This window comes from Paremcibacter congregatus (assembly GCF_006385135.1).
GTDB lineage: Bacteria > Pseudomonadota > Alphaproteobacteria > Sphingomonadales > Emcibacteraceae > Paremcibacter > Paremcibacter congregatus.
In genome coordinates this window covers 2,961,868-2,979,713 of the sequence record NZ_CP041025.1, presented here as the reverse complement: position 1 = coordinate 2,979,713, position 17,846 = coordinate 2,961,868, and the positions used below count along the sequence as shown (strand labels likewise).

The window sequence follows — 17,846 nt, the reverse complement described above, 5'->3', positions numbered from 1 at the left end:
AAATTGTTTGATGATTGCAGGTTTTTTTCAGGAAGGGTGACAGGGGATCGCGACTCTGATAAGAACAAAAGGGAAACCTATGATGAGATGCTGTTATGGATAAAGATACGCGACCCCTGAAGACAGAAGGCGGCATTGCCTTTAAAATCCACTCGGACTATTCGCCCGCCGGGGATCAGCCTCAGGCGATTGACAAACTGGTGGAAGGTCTCGGCGAAGGACTGGCAGATCAGGTTCTGCTTGGGGTGACGGGATCGGGCAAGACCTTCACCATGGCGCAGGTCATTGAACGCACTCAGCGCCCGGCGCTGATCATGGCCCATAACAAGACTCTGGCGGCGCAGCTTTACGGGGAGATGAAGGCCTTCTTCCCCGATAACGCGGTGGAATATTTTGTATCCTATTATGATTATTATCAGCCGGAAGCCTACGTGCCGCGTTCCGACACCTATATCGAAAAAGACGCCAACATCAACGAGCAGATCGACCGTATGCGCCATGCCGCAACCCGGTCGGTGTTTGAGCGCGATGATGTGATCATCGTCGCCAGCGTGTCCTGCATTTACGGCATGGGCTCGCCGGAAACTTATCTCGAAATGACGATTCCTTTCGAGGTCGGCATGCGCATTGATCAGCGCGACCTGCTGCGCCGCATGGTCGAACTGCAATATAAACGCAATGACAATTTCTTTCAGCGCGGCTGTTTCCGGGTGCGCGGTGATGTGATCGAGGTCTTTCCGGCCAGTTACGAGGATATGGCGGTGCGGCTGGATTTCTTCGGTGACGAGCTGGAATCCATCACCATGTTTGATCCCCTGACCGGCGAGAAAATCCAGACGGTGGCCCAGACCAAACTCTACGCCAACAGCCATTATGTCACGCCGGGGCCGACCCTGGGCCAGGCGCAGAAGACCATCAAGGCCGAACTGGACTGGCGGCTCAAGCAGCTCAACGAAGAGGGCAAGATTCTGGAAGCGGCGCGGCTTGAGCAGCGCACCAAACTGGACCTTGAAATGATGGCGGCGACGGGCAGTTGCGCCGGCATTGAAAATTATTCCCGCCATCTCACCGGACGGGCGCCGGGCAGCAATCCACCGACCCTGTTTGAGTATCTGCCGGACAATATGCTGCTGTTCGTTGATGAAAGCCATGTCAGCGTGCCCCAGGTCGGCGGCATGAGTCGCGGTGACTTTGCCCGCAAAAACACCCTGTCGGATTTCGGCTTCCGCCTGCCGTCCTGTATTGATAACCGCCCCCTGAAATTCGAAGAGTGGGACCGTTTGCGGCCGCAATCGATATATGTCTCGGCAACCCCCGGAAAGTGGGAACTGGAACAGACCGGCGGCGCCTTTATCGAGCAGATCATCCGCCCCACCGGTCTGATTGATCCACCATGCGAAATCAAACCGGTGGAGAGCCAGATTGATGACCTGTTGCATGAGGCGGCGGCCACCATTGCTCAGGGTTACCGCGTGCTGGTGACGACCTTGACCAAACGCATGGCCGAGGACCTGACCGAATATCTGCATGAGCATGGCCTGAAGGTGCGCTATATGCATTCGGACATCGACACGCTGGAACGGATCGAAATCATCCGGGACCTGCGGCTCGGCACGTTTGATATTCTGGTGGGCATCAACCTGTTGCGCGAAGGACTGGATATCCCTGAATGCGCTCTGGTGGCGATTCTGGATGCGGACAAGGAAGGGTTCCTGCGCTCCGAAACCTCGCTCATTCAGACCATTGGCCGGGCGGCGCGGAACGTGGATGGTAAAGTGATTCTTTATGCCGACAAAATCACCCGCAGCATGAAAGCGGCCCTGGACGAAACCGACCGAAGACGGGAAATTCAGAAAGCCTTCAATGAAGAACATGGCATCACCCCGGAAAGCATCAAGAAAACCATTGGCGAGATTATCGAGAGCGTCGCGGAAGGCGATCATGTCCTGGTGCCGATTGATGCGGACGGCAGTAACATGGTCGGTCATAACCTGAAAAGCTATATCGCCGATCTGGAAAAACAAATGCTGGAAGCGGCCGGGAACCTGGAGTTTGAGGAGGCGGCGCGCCTGCGCGATGAAGTCAAGCGGCTGGAGGATCATGAGCTTGGTCTTGACACCGGCCATCCGGTGGGCCGTCATATCAAGTCGGGCAAGCCCACCGGCAATTCCAGCGCAGGGAAACCCGGCACCCGTCAATACCGCCGCAAGAGCAACAAACCGAGCAAACGGGGTTTTTGAAATCAGAAATATTTAATTTTGATATTGATTTAGAAAAGCGCGCCCTATATAGCTTGCCATGCTGATTTTTCAGGTATCTTATGCTATGATTATTCAGAATTGACGGAATGTGGCGCAGCATGGTAGCGCACTTCGCTGGGGGTGAAGGGGTCGCAGGTTCGAATCCTGTCATTCCGACCATATAAGAAGCCTTCTGATCCAACGGGTCAGGAGGCTTTTTTTGGTTTGGACGGCGTCTTTGATTTGTCAGAGGGTTTGTTTGGGGACTTACCCGGTGAGGGGGTCCCGGTGGCGTCGTGTTTGTCGTCTTTTCTGGGAACAGAAAAGGTAAAGCCCTGATCCAGCCGCCCCATGCCCTCGATGACTTTGGGAATCAGGTCCGCGACAGGGTCTTTGCCAAAGGCGATATGGCGTAGAATATTTTCACTGAACATCTGACGGGTTTTGTAATAACGGTAAAAATAAACGAAAAAGGCGGTTATGGCGGTCAGACAGGTCTGAAGAATGGCGGCTTCCTGAAGCGTGAAGAATTTGGTGAAGATCACGACGAAAGCAGGCCAGAGGATCACAGCCAGACTGCCGAACATGGCAAGAAAGAAAAAAAGTTTGTTGAGCGCGGCCCAGCTCCAGGCCTTGATGTAAACATCTCCGGCGAGAGCGGCTTTCGCGGCATTGTCGGGGTCGTCCTGTGGCAGGGTCGAAATATAATCGATGAGAAATCTGGCGCTGGTCTTCTTGTAATCCGTCATGATAACCTCCCTGAAACGATAACGGACAGGCATAAATGCGACTTAAAGAGGTTGTATCATAGCCTATTCGCGCATCAGTTTCAATTGAGGGCGTATCCTCGGGGATAAGGGCGGCTCAAGGGGAGGGCTTCTTGGGACGGTTTTTCTATTTAAAGGGCGGTATCGAGATAATGGCGCACGGCGGTCTGGACATGGCGGAAACGGTCACCACCGAGATGCTTGCCGCCGTACCAGCGGGTGACCACCACAATATGGTTTTTCACGCCCTCCCGCTCCAGCATGCGAACGATGACCATGCCGGCTCCGCTTTCCCCGTCATCATTCTTGATCGGTCCGTCATCCGCCAGCAGGACGGCCCAACTGTTGTGGGTCGCCTTGAGAAATTTCTTCTTGCGGCACAGCGTCTTGATAAAGGCCTTGGCCTCGTCGGGCGAGCCGCAGGGGCCACCGGACACCGCGTATTTTGATCCGCGATCCGAAATAATTCCGTCAAATATCTGCATAAGGTTTTTATAGGGGAGCTTGTGTGCAGGAGTCAAATAGGGATATTTTTTGGTTTTGATAACATATTAAAACACCGTTAAACACAGTCTATCTTGGTCGATAAATCAATAGATTTATTTATTAGTTTCGGGGTTTACTCTCTCAACAAAATTCAACAAAATATTTATCGCGACGCTAGATCCATTCTCAAGATCTTCTTCTGTTATTTCTTCGTGATCAGATAGTAATCCAGTAGGTACATCAATTTGACGAAACCACCAGTTATCCATTTTAAATAATAGGTTGGCGATGGCCTTGCACTCTTCCCAAATAAGTTCTTGCCGTTTGTCGTCGGTTATCAGTCTGATTAGTTCATGTCCTACTTCGTTTCGACGATGGCGCATAGCTGACAGATAAACGCCTTCATCTTCGTTGATGGCACCATTTTCGACAAACCACTGGAGTTGTTTGTCAAAAGGATGACCGTCTATGTTCTTTTTGAAAAGGTAGCTGTATTTTTCTTCGACAAGGTACAGACATTCACCATTTTTATCGAGGCCTTTAAATGAACCAAAAAATCCTTCTAACTGATCCTTCATCCATTTTTTTAGAAATTCTATCAACATCAGTTGCATGCCGCCAAACATCAACTGGTTTTGTAGATAATTGCTATTTTCTGTAAAAAGTTTGGTAAGCTTTTCGGTGGTGTATTTTTGATTTACCATTGGTTTATCTTTCTTAAGGTCTAATAGCCTTTAGACAGAACGTACTTACGTCACCATTTAGTACCTACGTTGGTTTTTCCAGTTTAATTCATCTTATATGATAGAATATAGGTTTCCACACAAAAGTGTAGGTAATGGGAAATTGCACCCGAAGTTCGGGAAGGAATTCTTCAAAAATGTGTTGAGAAAATTTTGGTGCCCAGAAGAGGACTCGAACCTCCACGTCCATACAGACACTAGCACCTGAAGCTAGCGCGTCTACCAATTCCGCCATCTGGGCACGTGATTGGTGTGCAGTGATTACGACTGCGCAAAGGCAAAGTCAAGAGATGAAATGAAAAAAATAGAATTGGCTGGACTAAAACCCGGGCGATGGATAAAAAGACCCTATGTTTCCGCGGCATGAATCAAAGGGGTAGATCATGTTCAGGCGGAAGATGACATTAATCATTACGGTGTTTCTGGAGAATATCATGGCACAGCAATTGGTGACTATTTTTGGCGGCGGGGGATTTGTGGGCACCACATTGGTGGAACATCTGGCGAAAACCGGGGTTCGGATTCGGGTGGCGGTGCGTCGACCCAACTCGGCGATGCATGTGAAGCCTCTGGGCGAAGTTGGTCAGGTACAGGTGGTTCAGGCCAATCTGCGGGATAAAGATTCCGTGCGGGCGGCAATTCTGGGGTCCGATGCCGTGATCAATCTGGTCGGCGTTCTTGCCGAAGCCGGAGGGCAGAAATTCAATGCCATTCACGAGAAAGGCGCCAAGACCGTGGCGCGACTCTGCGCCGAGATGAAAGTGAAATCCCTGGTGCATATGTCGGCATTGGGTGCGGATGTTGATTCGCCGTCTCTATACGGGCAGAGCAAGGGGCGGGGCGAGCAGGCGGTTCTGAAAGCCTTCCCCGAAGCCACCATCCTGCGGCCGAGTGTGATTTTCGGCGCACAGGACCAGTTGTTCAACCGGTTCGCAAAACTGGCGAAATTTCCGATCGTGCCGGTCATTTCCGGGGGTACAAAGTTCCAGCCGGTTTATGTCGGTGATGTGGCCGAGGTGATTGTTCGGGCCTTGCGGGAAGATAACATGCGCGGTCAGACCTATGAGCTCGGTGGCGCCAAGATTTACAGCCTGCGCGAGATGATGGAACTGGCGGCGAAAATTGCCAAATTGACCCCTGTATTTATCGATGTGCCGGCTTTTATCGCTCCGTTGAAAGTGTTCTTCCTCAGCCTGTTGCCAAATGCCCCGATCACCTTGGACCAGTATAAGATGCTGCAAAAAGATAATGTGGTGTCGGAAGATGCGCTCGGGCTGGAAGATCTCGGGATTGAGCCCACGCTGGCCGAAGTGATCCTGCCGACCTATCTCGTGCAGTATCGCCCCAAGGGACAGTTTACCCCGGAAAGTTAAAAGAAAGACCCACGGCGGATGATCCTCTATCGTCTTTCTCTGTTGCGCTACCTGAAGGAAAAAACCAAGGAAGTTTTTGGTTTCTCTGGCTTCTGCAAAGGCGATATCTTTCTCAACCCGGCGCTGAAGGCCGGGCGGGACATCCTGCGGGAAGGGGTCTATGACGATCATATCATTCATGCGATTCGTCATTTCGCTGGGCGCGAGGGTTATACCACCTGTTATGGTGATCTGAACGCCGGGTTCGGCGCCATTGCCTGCGCGGTTGCTCCTTTGTTTAAGACGGTGCAGCTTTGCGAGGCGGATGACACTTTGCGGGCGGTATTAACCGTTAACATCGGCCTGAAAGCCCCCGGTGGTGGTTGGGAGGTGTATGACGCGGAGCGGACGCCATCCGGCCCCTGCATCCTGCGCTGTGACAGGGCGACAGAAACCGTACGGCAGGCCAGTGAGGCGGTGATCATCTTGCAAGAAAAAGATGCTCTGCCGTTGAATTTCCCCGGCCATGATATTTATGCCTACGGGGCTGGCATGGACAAGACGCGACCTTTTCTGACCTTGTGGCGGTTGCTCACGCAGGGCTATGTTTTCCGGCTCCGTAAGATTGACAGCGACGACGCTGACCGGGGCGGGGATTATATTTGTCTGCCGAAAGGGATGGCCGTCTAGATTTTATAGCCGTCCGGGTTTTTTGATTGCCAGTTCCAGGCGTGACGGACCATATCTTCGAGACTGTGCCGGGCGCGCCAGCCGAGATCTTTTTCGGCCAGGGTCGGGTCGGCATAGCAGCTGGCGATATCGCCTTCGCGCCGCGGGGCGATGCGGGTCGGGATTTTAATATCGTTGGCGGTTTCGAAGGCTTTCACCATATCGCGGACGCTGTAGCCTCTGCCGGTGCCGAGGTTATAGGTTACGAGCCCCGGATTGGCCATGAGCTTGTCGAGGGCCTTCAGATGACCGAGGGCCAAATCAACCACATGGATATAATCGCGCACGCCGGTGCCGTCGGGGGTCGGGTAATCATCGCCGAAGATGGACAGTTCTTTCAGTTTGCCGACCGCCACCTGGGTGATATAGGGCATCAGGTTATTGGGAATGTCATGGGGGTCTTCGCCGATCAGGCCGCTGTCATGGGCCCCGACCGGGTTGAAATAGCGCAGCCGCGCGATGTTCCAGCGCGGATCGGCCCGATGCAGGTCGGCGAGGATCTCCTCAATCATCAGTTTCGAGGCGCCATAGGGATTGGTGGTGCCGCCAGTGGGGGAATCTTCCCGGATCGGTACGCTGGCCGGGTCGCCGTAAACCGTGGCGGAAGAACTGAACACCAGATTGCGTACGTTGAACTGATCCATCACTTGGCACAGCGTGATCGTGCCGACCACATTATTCTGATAATAGGTGAGGGGCTTTTCGACGGATTCGCCGACCGCTTTCAGGCCTGCGAAATGAACCACGGCGTCAAAATCATGGGCGGTGAACAGTGCCTGTAAGCCAGGACGATCAAGAATGTCCAGCTGCTGAAAAGCAAGACTGTTCCTGCCGGTGATGTTTTTCACCCGGGTCAGGGATTCCTCACTGGAATTGCACAGGTTATCGATGACCACGACGTCATGGTCAGCTTTCAGTAGTTCCAGTGTGGTATGGCTGCCGATATAGCCGGCGCCGCCGGTGACCAGTATTTTCATAGCATTCCCAATTATCGTCTGCTTCGTTCATTCCCTTCTACGCGGGAAAATTTACAGAACTATTAATAACTTAAGCTGTCCGGGGAATAAAGGGATTTCCCGGTGCCGAAATACAGGTCGCTAACGGGTCAGAGAATAGAGGAGAATTATGGTGGATTAAGATAATAATAATAGAAATCATTATAGCCGGCGGATCTAAAAGGATTGACCAAGCGAGAAATAGAGAGACTGGCTGTTGTTGTCGGCCACGCCCAGCCCGAAGTAGATCGGGCCGATAGGGCTTTCGACGCCGACAAAAACGCTGCCGCCGAAGATCATGTTGCTGAGGGAAATATCTCCCATCCGGTCCCAGGTATTGCCGGTTTCCAGGCTGGCGCCCAGATAGATCGGCAGATCGATAATATTAATCTGATCGTTGGTCAGCCGGTAGTGATAACGTAGGGCGCCATAGCCGATGAAGCCGCCACTGAGCCTGTCGCGCGACAGGCCGGACAGCCGTTGAAATCCACCGAGCGAGAAGGGGGCAATAATCGCGCCCTGTTGATTATAGGTTCCCCCGGCTTCCACAGTAAAGTCGAAGGTATGTTTCCCAAGGCTTTTCACGTAACGGCCCCGGCCATGTATCAGATCAAAACGGTTGTCGCCGCCCAGGATTTTGCGTCCGCCGTAATATGACAGGCTGACGCGGGCGCCGTTGCGGGGAAAGCTGATCCGGTCAAGGGTATCGGCGTTGAACTGGGCATTCCAGCCGGTGGAGATGAATTTCTCCCCTCCGAAGAAGTCAAGCTGGTCGTCCCGTTCTCGCACCCTCAACCAGCGGCGCACCATGCCCAGCTTGGCCTCCCCCCAGCTGCCCAGCTGAATGCCGCCAAAGCCGTTCAGTTCCACATAGGAAACCCGTTGCCTGTTGTCGACCTGAAGCCCTTCGAATACGGTGCGGTTATAGGCGCCAATGGTGGCCTTGCTGGACAGAAACAGATTGGAAAAAACAGTGACCGGCTGATAATATTCGCCAGACAGCAGCATTTCATCGCCGATTTCGGCGTCGAAACGGGCTTCTGCCCCTAAATCGGTCAATTCGGTCAGTGTGAGACTGGACAGCAGGCTGTAACTGCTGTCGCCCTTGAGGTTGTCGGACAGGATCAGGCCAAACCGAATATGGTTAGAACCGATAGAACTTTCTGTTGCTGTGACCAGCAAGCCTGTTTCGCCATTTTCTTCTATGATTTCGTAGGTGACCCGCTCAAAAACATCAAGTCCGTAGACCCGGGCAATTCGTTCATTCAGGGTTTCCGGGGACAGAGGGAAACCTGGTTTGATATCCAGGTAGCGTAAAATTACCTTATCGGACAGCCCGGTGCGATTGTCGACTTTAATAAACTCGATGACGGGGTCGAGATTCGGGGTCACCAGATGCAGGGGGCGTTCCTTGCCAAATGCTGCTAACTGGTCTTGCACGGCCCGGGCGGCGGCTTCGCCGCGGGGAATGGCGTCGGAAACTTTCAAAAAGTCGCCGGTTTCAATATCTGTAAGGTCGGGCCGAATAATGATATGTTTGAGGCCCGAGGATTTGAGGTCGTCCAGCTGGCGCAGGGAATTGTTCCGGCCCAAGAGACGGATCAGCTGGTTGGTGACGCTGAGGACAGAATCAAGGTCGTCCTTTTTCAACAAAGGGCTGCTTACATCGACAACAATGATGATCTCGGCCCCCATTTTGCGGACAAGATCAATCGGCAGATTGTTGGCGACGCCCCCGTCTACCAGAAGACGGCCTTCCACCTCGACCGGCGGCAGCAGCGCCGGGATGGACATGCTGGAAAAAATAGCCAGACCAAGATCGCCTTGGTCAAGGATGACCGGGGTGCCCCGTTCAATATCCGTGGCGACGGCGCGAAAGGGAATGGGCAGATTGTCGAATTTCTCAATATGTTGCACGGGGTAGGTATGTTTTTTGAGTTCCAGCAGCAGTTTCTGGCCTTTAATCAAGCCTTTGGGGAAGATGATTTTTCCATCCTTGAACCCCAGCTTGAATTTCATCAACCGGTCATCCTTGATCCGTTTCTGGCGGAACAGGCGGTCTTCACGGCGGGTGTTGTCATCAAATATGGTTTGCCAATCGATATCTTCCGCGATCTTTTCGATCTCGGCCGCGGAGTAGCCTGAAGCATAGAGTCCGCCGACCACGGCCCCCATGCTGGTGCCGGAAATCATGTCAATCGTGATGCCTTGCTCTTCCAGAACCTTGAGAACGCCGATATGGGCTGCCCCCCGGGCGCCGCCACCACTGAGCACCAAACCTATTTTGGGCTTGGCGTCGGATGTCTTATGACCGGGGGATGTGGCGAAGGCAAAATCCGTGCCGCCCCTGATGAACAGCAGGCAAAGGACTAAAATTACGTGAATACCGGTCACTTTTCTTATTTTTGACATAAAATTCATGTTATATTCAGGCTATATTAAGGTTGTATGTGTATTAAGTCGGTTTTGTAGAAATGAGTATGCGAAAAAAGAAGCGAACCGGATGATAAGTCCAAGGTGGCTGATTAGTTATAACAAATTATCAATAAAATTAAATAGGCATATAAAAATCCTCTTATGGTTGCTTCTGTTGCTTCGAAAAGATAAACAGTGCGGCAATGCAAGAACAGTCAGGCAGGATTGAAAAGGGGTTAATTTGGAAAATGAAAAAATTTGAAAAAATGACGAAGAGGTTTGTCGCCGGTAGCGTCATGGCGGGGCTTGTTTTTATTGGCGTGGGGCAGGTCGGTATGGCGCAGGATTTTCCCAAGCAAGTAAAAATAGCCGACAGCAAGGTCTTGCTTGAACGGTATGACGAGGCGGAAAAAATTTATAAAAAAATTGTCGCGTCTAACCAGGCTCCGATCGTGACGGCTTACGTGCATTATAAATTGGGGATGCTTTACCGGAACAGAGATGAAGATCAGCGGGCAACGGCTGAATATGAAAAAGGTTTGGCGGTTCTGGCCGAGGCGGGCGTCCAAGACCATCAGATCGGTAAATATCTGGCTCAGGCAATGGCCGACCCTCAGTGGTAGAGTAGATTATTTAAAGTCTCAATTTTTTTGATTTATAAAGGAATCTCGTTTGTATGAGATTCCTTTTTTGTATTCCGGGCCGGAAAGGCCGAAATTCTGCAAAAAAAATCATTTTTTTTATCATGTCTCTCAGTGTGGTAAAAATACTTAATCAAGCTGAATTAAGGGGTAATTTACTGAAAATAAACGTGATTTTTTCAAAAATTTATATGTTGCATAATTGTCACAATGTGGCCTTTATGTTTTGGGTAAGGCTTTGTAAAATATGACTAAATTTTCTCTTGATTTCCGGCTTGGAAAGCCTAAATATAGGGATGAGAGATGTTCTTGGTGTAGGAACATTTCTTATGCCCTTCGTGGGCGTTTCCTCCCTAAACTTGGGCCACTCGTTTGAGTGGCCTTTTTTTTGGCGGTTTTCTGCGGTTTTCTGCGGTGGCATGAAAAAGTTAGGCACTTTTGAAAATAAAAGTTAGGCACTGCTGGCCCATTTTGCGATTGTCCGGCACGCAAAGATTGTGATCGCCTCAGAGACTCAGGCCAATCGACAAGAGCGCTTTAGCAGAGATGGGGCAGGTGCATATTGAGGTTTTCGCTCAGGCGGGTCAGGGTTTCCTGAAGAGCCAGAAAATTTTCATTTGGACTGAGGTGTTTTTCATCCAGATAGAGGGCGCGGTTGAATTCCAGTTGCAGCGCCTGCTGGCGTTGGTCACGATTGCCGTAATGTTCGGTATTATACCCCCCGGCATATGGCACATTGAAGGTTACTTCCAGTCCCTGTTGGCGGAAATAGTCGGCCACATGCTGACTGAGCGCATCATGGCAGCTGGTGTTAAAGCGGTTGCCGATGATCAGATCGGCCTGCTGGCTTGTGGCCAGGCTTGGGTCAATGAAGCCATAGGACGGCATGGAATGACAATCAATCATTATATAGAACCCCCGGGCCTGATAGAGATCCTGCAGAAGGTCGCGCAGAGCCTGATGGGTCGGGTGGTAGGCTTGGGCCAGTCTCAGGTTGATTTCGCCCTTGGGCAGCTTCCGGTCATATACTTCCAGGCCGTTATAGGATTTGCGCGAAATTACGCCAAATCCGCGGGCGACCTTGTCGGTGCGTAAAAAGGCCGGCACCTTGGGCGGGTCCAGAAACATGTCGGCATCGATTTCCCGGGGCGAACGGTTGGTGTCGACATAAATGCGTGCAAAATGATTGATAAACCGGATGGCGCCGTGGCGGGGTACGTCCTGTATCAGTTGATCGACAAGCGTGTCACCGGAATAGAGCAGCAAAGCCGGATCAATCGCGACCTGCTCGAGAAAGTCCTGAGGTAGTATTGTGCCGCTGTGGGGGCTGTTGAACAGTACGCCATTACGGTCGCTGTCCGGTAAGTATATCGAATAGGGCAACATGGGTTCTTAAACTCTGTCGATTCAGGACATGGATCATCTGATTTGTTCTTATGTGCATGCTTTCAGACGGAAAGCTTAACATAAAAATCATTATTTCTAAATACTTGAATATATTTGACCGCAAGCCTGTTCATTTCAGGCCTGTTGTTTATAATAAAGGGCCGTGAGAGGAATTCTTGGAGACCTCCGGTATTTGTGATCACGACATGGTGCATTTTTTTGTAGCGTTTTTCGCTATATTTATTGAATTATTCATAATTTCTGCGCTATGAAAGTTGATGGGTTTAGGAATTACAAGGGTAGAAACATTGCCGCGCATTTTGTTAGCTGAAGATGATGATACAATGAGGGTCTTTCTGGCGCGTTCTCTGGAGAAGGCGGGCTATCAGGTTGTTTCCGTCGGATTGGGGACGGACGGATTGCCGCTCTTGGCGGGTGGTGGCTTTGATCTTTTGTTGACGGATATTGTCATGCCGGGCATGGATGGTATCGAGCTCGCCCGGCGGGCCACCAAAATACAGCCTAAACTCCATGTTATGTTCATTACCGGTTTTGCGGCGGTCGCCATGGATAAAGCCCAAGATCGCCCGGCAAATTCCAAAGTTCTGCAAAAACCGTTTCATCTGAAAGATCTTGTCGATGAGGTGGACCGGCTTTTTTGTGAAGTTATTTGAAGACCAATAACTGTTTCATTTCAGGCATGAAGTATTCTGAAATAGTATTCCATCCGCGTATTTCCTGTGGCGCACGAGAGGCGTAATGCTATGGACGACATGACCATCCTACTGATCGAAGATACCAGCCTGCTGGCCGATCTCTATACAGAATATTTGCGGGAAGAGAGCACCAACATTGTGCATGTCTCGACCGGCGCGGAAGCTTTCGACTATTTTACCAGTCATGCCCCCGATATTGTTCTTCTGGATATGAAATTGCCGGATGTGGACGGTATTGATATTTTAAAGTTTATCTCTGAAAGCGGATTGAAATGCTGTGTGATCGTGATTACGGCCTATGGTTCGGTTTCCCGGGTGGTGGATGCCATGCGTCTGGGGGCGTTCGAATATTTGCAGAAACCGTTTGATAAAAGCCGGCTGGTTTTCACGGTACGCAACGCCATGGAACGGATGCATCTGCGTCAGATCGTCGATAAATACAAGACCCAGTTTGGCCGCACCGATTTCCACGGGATGTTGGGCAGTTCCAAGGTTATGCAGACTGTCTATGACACGATTGAAAATGTGGCGTCAAGCTCGGCCACGGTATTCATTACCGGTGAAAGCGGGACCGGCAAGGAACTCTGCGCCCAGGCGGTGCATGATATCAGCGCCCGGCATGATCGTGAACTGGTGGTGCTTAATTGTGGGGCGATTCCAAAGGATCTGATGGAAAGCGAAATATTCGGTCATATCAAAGGGGCCTTTACCGGCGCGGTGACCGACCGGCAGGGCGCGGCGGAACGCGCCAATGGCGGGACTCTGTTTCTGGATGAAATCTGTGAAATGGATATTGATCTGCAATCCAAGCTTTTGCGGGTAATACAATCCGGCACCTATCAGAAAGTAGGCAGCGCGAGGACCTACACCGCCGACATCCGCTTTATCTGCGCCACCAACCGCAATCCGTTGGAAATGGTTGAAAAGGGCTTGTTCCGTGAAGATCTTTATTACCGGCTTAATGTGATTCCGGTGCGGTTGCCGGCGTTACGGGAACGGGGACGGGACAAACTGGAAATCGCCCAGAATCTTTTGGTGAAATTTGCCGCCGAGGAAGGCAAGGACTTTACCCATTATTCCTCCCGGGTGGAAGAAATCATCATGCGTCACCCCTGGCCGGGGAATGTGCGGCAACTTCAGAATATCATTCGCAATGTGGTGGTTCTCAACGACGGCGAAGTGGTGCGGCGCTATATGTTGCCTCAGGACTTCCTGGAAAAAACACCTTTACTCAATGGCATTGCGGAACATGAGCCCGGCATGGGGCAGGACGATATAGCCTCCGGGGCTATGGGCGAGGATCATGTTTCTGCCATCGCGCAGGCAGTGGTGCCGCGGCATGGCATCCAATCGATCAGGCCGTTGGCCGAGGTCGAACGTGATGTCATTGAATCGGCGATAGAAATTTGTGCGGGCAATGTCTCGCGCGCGGCGGGATATCTGGATGTCAACCCGTCGACCCTGTACCGGAAAATAAAAACCTGGCAAGCGGAAGAAAAGGGTCAGGCCGACACCGGGCAGCGAGATACAGATGCCGATCTGGATCTGGATACTCATGCTTCCCCGTGGGGTGGGGCTCTGCCTCACCATGATATTAACTAGATTTGCCGATATGGTCTTGCGCAACCGCGGCCATAGATATATCACTCGATTTATGATCCAGTGATCCCAAATTCGCATACGACACATCAGACAAGGAGCTTTCCTTTATGGCCGACAGCCGCACCTCAACCATCACCCCGCCCGAAACCAAATATCTGAAAGATTACCGCGCGCCGGATTTTCAGATTGAACAGGTGACATTGGTGTTTGATTTACGGGAAGGCGTGACCCATGTGCGGGCGACGTCGCAGGTGCGACGGGAAGGGGCGGCAGATGCGGTTCTGCGTCTTGATGGTCATGATATGACCCTGATGTCGGTGGCGGTGGACGGTGTGCGCCTGACAGCCGATCAATATCAGCTGGAGGATCACCATCTGACCCTGCCCCATGTGCCGGACCAGTTTGAACTGACGATCGAGAATGAATTTGATCCGGCGCAAAATACGGCGCTGGAAGGGCTCTATGTCTCGAAAGGCATGTATTGCACCCAGTGTGAGGCCGAAGGCTTTCGCCGCATTACCTATTTCCTGGATCAGCCGGATGTGATGGCGACCTACCGGGTGAGAATCGAGGCCGACAAAACAGCCTATCCGGTGTTGTTGTCGAACGGCAATAATATCGAACAGGGAGATCTTGCGGATGGGCGGCATTATGTCGTTTGGGATGATCCGTTTCCCAAGCCCAGTTATCTGTTTGCGCTGGTTGCCGGTGACCTCGCGGTGCTGGAGGATCATTTCACCACCCGGTCCGGGGCGCCGGTGACGTTACGGATATTTGTGGCGCCGGAGGATCTTGATAAATGCCCTCATGCCATGGACAGCCTGAAGAAGGCCATGGTGTGGGACGAACAGGTCTACGGTCTTGAATATGACCTTGATATTTTCAATATTGTCGCCGTCAGCCATTTCAATATGGGGGCGATGGAAAACAAAAGCCTGAATATTTTCAACACCAAATGCGTGCTCGCCAAGCCGGAAACCGCGACAGACGGTGATTTTGCGGCAGTGGAGGCGGTGGTCGCCCATGAATATTTCCACAACTGGACCGGCAACCGGGTCACCTGTCGCGACTGGTTTCAGCTGTCATTGAAAGAGGGCCTGACGGTGTTCCGGGATCAGGAATTTTCCGCCGATATGGGCTCGCGTGCGGTCAAGCGCATTGAAGATGTACGTATCCTGCGCCAGCATCAGTTCGCCGAGGACAGCGGCCCGATGGCCCATCCGATCCGGCCGGACAGCTATATGGAGATCAACAATTTCTATACCGTTACGGTTTATGAAAAAGGTGCCGAAGTCATTCGCATGATCCATACTCTGCTCGGGCCGGAGAAATACCGTCAGGGAATCGACCTGTACTTCGACCGCCATGACGGTCAGGCGGTAACCTGCGATGATTTCGTTGCCGCGATGGAGGATGCCAGCGGCGTGGATCTTCGCCAGTTCCGTCTGTGGTATTCTCAGGCCGGCACCCCGGAGGTGACCGTGTCCCAGTCTTATGATGCGGCAGCGGAAAGTCTGACCCTGACTTTCCGGCAAATGACCCCGGATACCCCGGGACAGACGGATAAGAAGCCCCTGCATATTCCGATGGCGGTGGGGCTGATCGGACCGGACGGCGCGGATATCCCGTTACAGCTGGACGGTGAGAATGCCCCGGATGATGTGGCAACTACCCGCTTGCTAAGTCTGACCGGAAGTGAGCAGAGTTTCACCTTCGTCGGCGTGAAAGAGCCGGTGGTGCCGTCTCTTCTGCGCGGATTTTCAGCGCCGGTGAAATTGAAAAGCGACCTCACGGCGGCAGACCGTTTGTTCCTGCTGGCCCATGACAGTGACAGTTTCAATCGCTGGGAAGCGGGGCAGGAGATCGCCGCCGGCCTGATTATGGAACTGGTTGATGATATTGCTGCCGGGCGACCGTTGCATCTGGATGACGGCTTTAGCTCGGCGATGGGCAAGGTCATCGGCGACCTGGACTTGGACCGGGCGTTTAAAGCAGAGGTCCTGAGCCTGCCCAGTGAAGCTACTCTGGGTCAATATCGCAGTCCAGTGGATGTGGATGCCATTCATCAGGCGCGGAAATTTGTCCGGCACGCCTTGGCGGCAACACATGAGACAGCTCTGCAGAGCATATATAACGCCTGTCAGACAACGGGGTTTTATGCCTTCACACCACAAGCGGTGGCCGACCGCCGCCTGAAGAATGTTTGTTTGTCTTATCTGATGACGCAGGAGACGCCGGCAGTTTTCACGCAATCCATGGCGCAATTCAGCAACGCGGATAATATGACCGACGAGATCGCCGCCCTGTCCTGTATGGTCAACAGCGCTTTTTCAGAGACGCGAGACGCGGTGGAGAGCTTTTATGCCAAATGGCGTGATGATGATCTGGTGCTTGATAAATGGTTCTCGGTGCAGGCGGCGGTGAGCAAGCCGGAAACCCAGGACCTGATGCGTCGCCTGATCCAGCATCCAGACTTTGACTGGAATATGCCCAACCGGGTACGGTCGGTGGTGGGTCCCTTCTGCGGTCAGAACCTGACCTGTTTCCATGACAAGAGCGGGCGCGGTTATGCCTTTCTTGGTGATGTGATCGAGAAGCTGGACCCGATCAATCCGCAGATCGCTTCGCGTCTTGTACAGCCTCTGGGCCGCTGGAAGTATTATGACGCAGACCGGCAGAAATTGATGAAGGCGACATTGGAGCGCATATTGGCATTACCCAACCTGTCGGAAAATACTTATGAGATCGTCTCAAAGAGTTTGAAATAACGGTTAGTTCTGCAAATTTCGATAGTGATCTTCCGTGATCTGGCGGAAGGTCCCGTCTTCGGACATTTCCTTAATGATCCTGTTGATGTCCGTAAGGTCATTGGCCAGTGGTGACTTCTTTGAAATGCAGATATGAGTCAGGTTCGTACGGCTGAATTTATAGGGGGCAGTTATAATCTGGCCTTCATATCCCAGTTCGGCAATTTTCAGGAGACCGCTTTTTTCCTGAAAGGCAAAGGTGTCAATGCGCCCGTTCAGGAGCATGTGGATGTGGGATTCGATGCTGGTCACCGGTATTTTCTGGATTTTATCATCTTTGTCAAACCGGTCGAAATAGAGCGATTTTATACGGGTGCCGACTTTCAGGCCGTAAAGGTCTTCGTATTTTTCGATCCTGGTCGCCCTGTCTTTGAGAACGAAAAAGGCGCGGTAAGTCTTGCGTTTATGGGCATCGATGAAAATCAGTTTTTCCGTACGCTCTGGCGTTTTCAACAGTCCGGTGGACAGATCAACGCCGCCTTTTTCCAAAGTGTCGAGCCGACGCGCGAAGGGATAGGGCATGAAGGTGATCTGCCGTCCCATACGATCGGCCAGCGCCTGCAGTATTTTCCGCTCCAGCCCGTGAGGGAAATGTTCTGATACTGCCGCTCGCAATGGCGCCAGAGTGGGGGAAGGTTCCGCGGCATAAGCCGGAGACAAGAGGGAAATGTTGGTCAGACAAAAGAGAAAGCCTACTAAATATTTTCTATAACGTGACGCGCTTTTCATTGGGTGTATCTTCTTTTGGGCAGGCCCAGATGCCGGAAACTGAACTTGACGGCGGTCTGTCCGTCATATTGCGAAGCCCGAGTATACGCCGGCTTCATAAGGGGAAGCAAGGCCGTTGGTGGCTTTTCGAGGGAGAAGGGCCTGTTTCGGGCACCATGGGGGCCGTACGGCAGCCGATAACTGTCCTGTAGAACAGACTTTTGAAATAGTTTTTTTGCCGCTCGCGTTGTTATGATAG

At 52.0% G+C, this 17,846-nt stretch carries 14 protein-coding genes and 2 tRNA genes; 8 read left to right on the top strand and 8 right to left on the bottom strand.

Going from position 1 to position 17,846, the window contains the following annotated elements; all coding sequences use genetic code 11:
• Positions 1–95: 95 nt before the first annotated feature.
• Positions 96–2,240 carry an excinuclease ABC subunit UvrB gene (gene uvrB / locus FIV45_RS13085; protein WP_099475293.1) on the top strand — a complete coding sequence of 715 codons (2,145 nt, stop codon included), beginning with the start codon at positions 96–98 and terminating at the stop codon, positions 2,238–2,240.
• 103 nt (positions 2,241–2,343) lie between these two features.
• A tRNA-Pro gene (locus FIV45_RS13080) sits at positions 2,344–2,420 on the top strand.
• A 26-nt stretch (positions 2,421–2,446) separates the two neighbouring features.
• Here the strand turns inward: FIV45_RS13080 and FIV45_RS13075 are convergent.
• From FIV45_RS13075 to FIV45_RS13060, 4 genes are all read right to left on the bottom strand, one after another.
• The gene (locus tag FIV45_RS13075) at positions 2,447–2,989 is read right to left on the bottom strand and encodes a hypothetical protein (RefSeq protein WP_099475294.1); all 543 of its coding nucleotides are present in this window, start codon (positions 2,987–2,989) and stop codon (positions 2,447–2,449) included.
• Positions 2,990–3,138: 149 nt separating this feature from the next.
• Positions 3,139–3,492, bottom strand: a complete 354-nt coding sequence (locus FIV45_RS13070; RefSeq protein WP_099475295.1) for a YigZ family protein — start codon at positions 3,490–3,492, stop codon at positions 3,139–3,141.
• A 114-nt stretch (positions 3,493–3,606) separates the two neighbouring features.
• The gene (locus tag FIV45_RS13065; protein ID WP_099475296.1) at positions 3,607–4,197 is read right to left on the bottom strand and encodes a hypothetical protein; all 591 of its coding nucleotides are present in this window, start codon (positions 4,195–4,197) and stop codon (positions 3,607–3,609) included.
• A 193-nt stretch (positions 4,198–4,390) separates the two neighbouring features.
• A tRNA-Leu gene (locus tag FIV45_RS13060) sits at positions 4,391–4,477 on the bottom strand.
• A gap of 142 nt (positions 4,478–4,619) precedes the next feature.
• Between FIV45_RS13060 and FIV45_RS13055 the strand changes: the two genes are divergently transcribed.
• Both FIV45_RS13055 and FIV45_RS13050 read left to right on the top strand, forming a co-directional pair.
• Positions 4,620–5,609, top strand: a complete 990-nt coding sequence (locus tag FIV45_RS13055) for a complex I NDUFA9 subunit family protein (RefSeq protein ID WP_240045079.1) — start codon at positions 4,620–4,622, stop codon at positions 5,607–5,609.
• An 18-nt stretch (positions 5,610–5,627) separates the two neighbouring features.
• Positions 5,628–6,278 (top strand): hypothetical protein, encoded by a 651-nt coding sequence (locus FIV45_RS13050; RefSeq protein WP_099475297.1) that lies wholly within the window; start codon positions 5,628–5,630, stop codon positions 6,276–6,278.
• Here FIV45_RS13050 and galE read toward each other — a convergent pair.
• Together galE and FIV45_RS13040 are read right to left on the bottom strand one after the other, a co-directional pair.
• Positions 6,275–7,294, bottom strand: a complete 1,020-nt coding sequence (gene galE / locus FIV45_RS13045) for a UDP-glucose 4-epimerase GalE (RefSeq protein ID WP_099475298.1) — start codon at positions 7,292–7,294, stop codon at positions 6,275–6,277. The genes FIV45_RS13050 and galE overlap by 4 nt on opposite strands.
• 195 nt (positions 7,295–7,489) lie before the next feature.
• Entirely contained in the window at positions 7,490–9,724 is a 2,235-nt protein-coding gene (locus FIV45_RS13040) for a patatin-like phospholipase family protein (RefSeq protein WP_165777120.1), read from the bottom strand.
• Positions 9,725–9,975: 251 nt separating this feature from the next.
• Here FIV45_RS13040 and FIV45_RS13035 point away from each other — a divergent pair, with 251 nt between their 5' ends.
• Positions 9,976–10,350, top strand: a complete 375-nt coding sequence (locus FIV45_RS13035) for a tetratricopeptide repeat protein (protein ID WP_133118624.1) — start codon at positions 9,976–9,978, stop codon at positions 10,348–10,350.
• Between the two features lie 555 nt (positions 10,351–10,905).
• Here the strand turns inward: FIV45_RS13035 and FIV45_RS13030 are convergent.
• The gene (locus FIV45_RS13030; protein WP_099475302.1) at positions 10,906–11,754 is read right to left on the bottom strand and encodes an N-formylglutamate amidohydrolase; all 849 of its coding nucleotides are present in this window, start codon (positions 11,752–11,754) and stop codon (positions 10,906–10,908) included.
• A 278-nt stretch (positions 11,755–12,032) separates the two neighbouring features.
• Here FIV45_RS13030 and FIV45_RS13025 point away from each other — a divergent pair, with 278 nt between their 5' ends.
• The 3 genes from FIV45_RS13025 to pepN all read left to right on the top strand — a co-directional run bounded on the left by FIV45_RS13025 (position 12,033) and on the right by pepN (position 16,840).
• Positions 12,033–12,428, top strand: a complete 396-nt coding sequence (locus FIV45_RS13025; protein ID WP_275671250.1) for a response regulator — start codon at positions 12,033–12,035, stop codon at positions 12,426–12,428.
• A gap of 90 nt (positions 12,429–12,518) precedes the next feature.
• The gene (locus tag FIV45_RS13020) at positions 12,519–14,072 is read left to right on the top strand and encodes a sigma-54-dependent transcriptional regulator (RefSeq protein WP_099475304.1); all 1,554 of its coding nucleotides are present in this window, start codon (positions 12,519–12,521) and stop codon (positions 14,070–14,072) included.
• Between the two features lie 107 nt (positions 14,073–14,179).
• Complete coding sequence (pepN, locus tag FIV45_RS13015; RefSeq protein ID WP_099475305.1) at positions 14,180–16,840, top strand: aminopeptidase N; 2,661 nt, start codon at positions 14,180–14,182, stop codon at positions 16,838–16,840.
• 3 nt (positions 16,841–16,843) lie between these two features.
• Here the strand turns inward: pepN and FIV45_RS13010 are convergent, their stop codons facing one another.
• Complete coding sequence (locus FIV45_RS13010; protein ID WP_099475306.1) at positions 16,844–17,608, bottom strand: substrate-binding periplasmic protein; 765 nt, start codon at positions 17,606–17,608, stop codon at positions 16,844–16,846.
• Positions 17,609–17,846 lie beyond the last annotated feature (238 nt).

Coding starts and splice junctions, on each gene's coding strand:
- uvrB (WP_099475293.1), top strand. CDS start 96: ATGGATAAAGATACGCGACCCCTGAAGACAGAAGGCGGCATTGCCTTT.
- FIV45_RS13075 (WP_099475294.1), bottom strand. CDS start 2,989: ATGACGGATTACAAGAAGACCAGCGCCAGATTTCTCATCGATTATATT.
- FIV45_RS13070 (WP_099475295.1), bottom strand. CDS start 3,492: ATGCAGATATTTGACGGAATTATTTCGGATCGCGGATCAAAATACGCG.
- FIV45_RS13065 (WP_099475296.1), bottom strand. CDS start 4,197: ATGGTAAATCAAAAATACACCACCGAAAAGCTTACCAAACTTTTTACA.
- FIV45_RS13055 (WP_240045079.1), top strand. CDS start 4,620: ATGTTCAGGCGGAAGATGACATTAATCATTACGGTGTTTCTGGAGAAT.
- FIV45_RS13050 (WP_099475297.1), top strand. CDS start 5,628: ATGATCCTCTATCGTCTTTCTCTGTTGCGCTACCTGAAGGAAAAAACC.
- galE (WP_099475298.1), bottom strand. CDS start 7,294: ATGAAAATACTGGTCACCGGCGGCGCCGGCTATATCGGCAGCCATACC.
- FIV45_RS13040 (WP_165777120.1), bottom strand. CDS start 9,724: ATGTCAAAAATAAGAAAAGTGACCGGTATTCACGTAATTTTAGTCCTT.
- FIV45_RS13035 (WP_133118624.1), top strand. CDS start 9,976: ATGAAAAAATTTGAAAAAATGACGAAGAGGTTTGTCGCCGGTAGCGTC.
- FIV45_RS13030 (WP_099475302.1), bottom strand. CDS start 11,754: ATGTTGCCCTATTCGATATACTTACCGGACAGCGACCGTAATGGCGTA.
- FIV45_RS13025 (WP_275671250.1), top strand. CDS start 12,033: ATGGGTTTAGGAATTACAAGGGTAGAAACATTGCCGCGCATTTTGTTA.
- FIV45_RS13020 (WP_099475304.1), top strand. CDS start 12,519: ATGGACGACATGACCATCCTACTGATCGAAGATACCAGCCTGCTGGCC.
- pepN (WP_099475305.1), top strand. CDS start 14,180: ATGGCCGACAGCCGCACCTCAACCATCACCCCGCCCGAAACCAAATAT.
- FIV45_RS13010 (WP_099475306.1), bottom strand. CDS start 17,608: ATGAAAAGCGCGTCACGTTATAGAAAATATTTAGTAGGCTTTCTCTTT.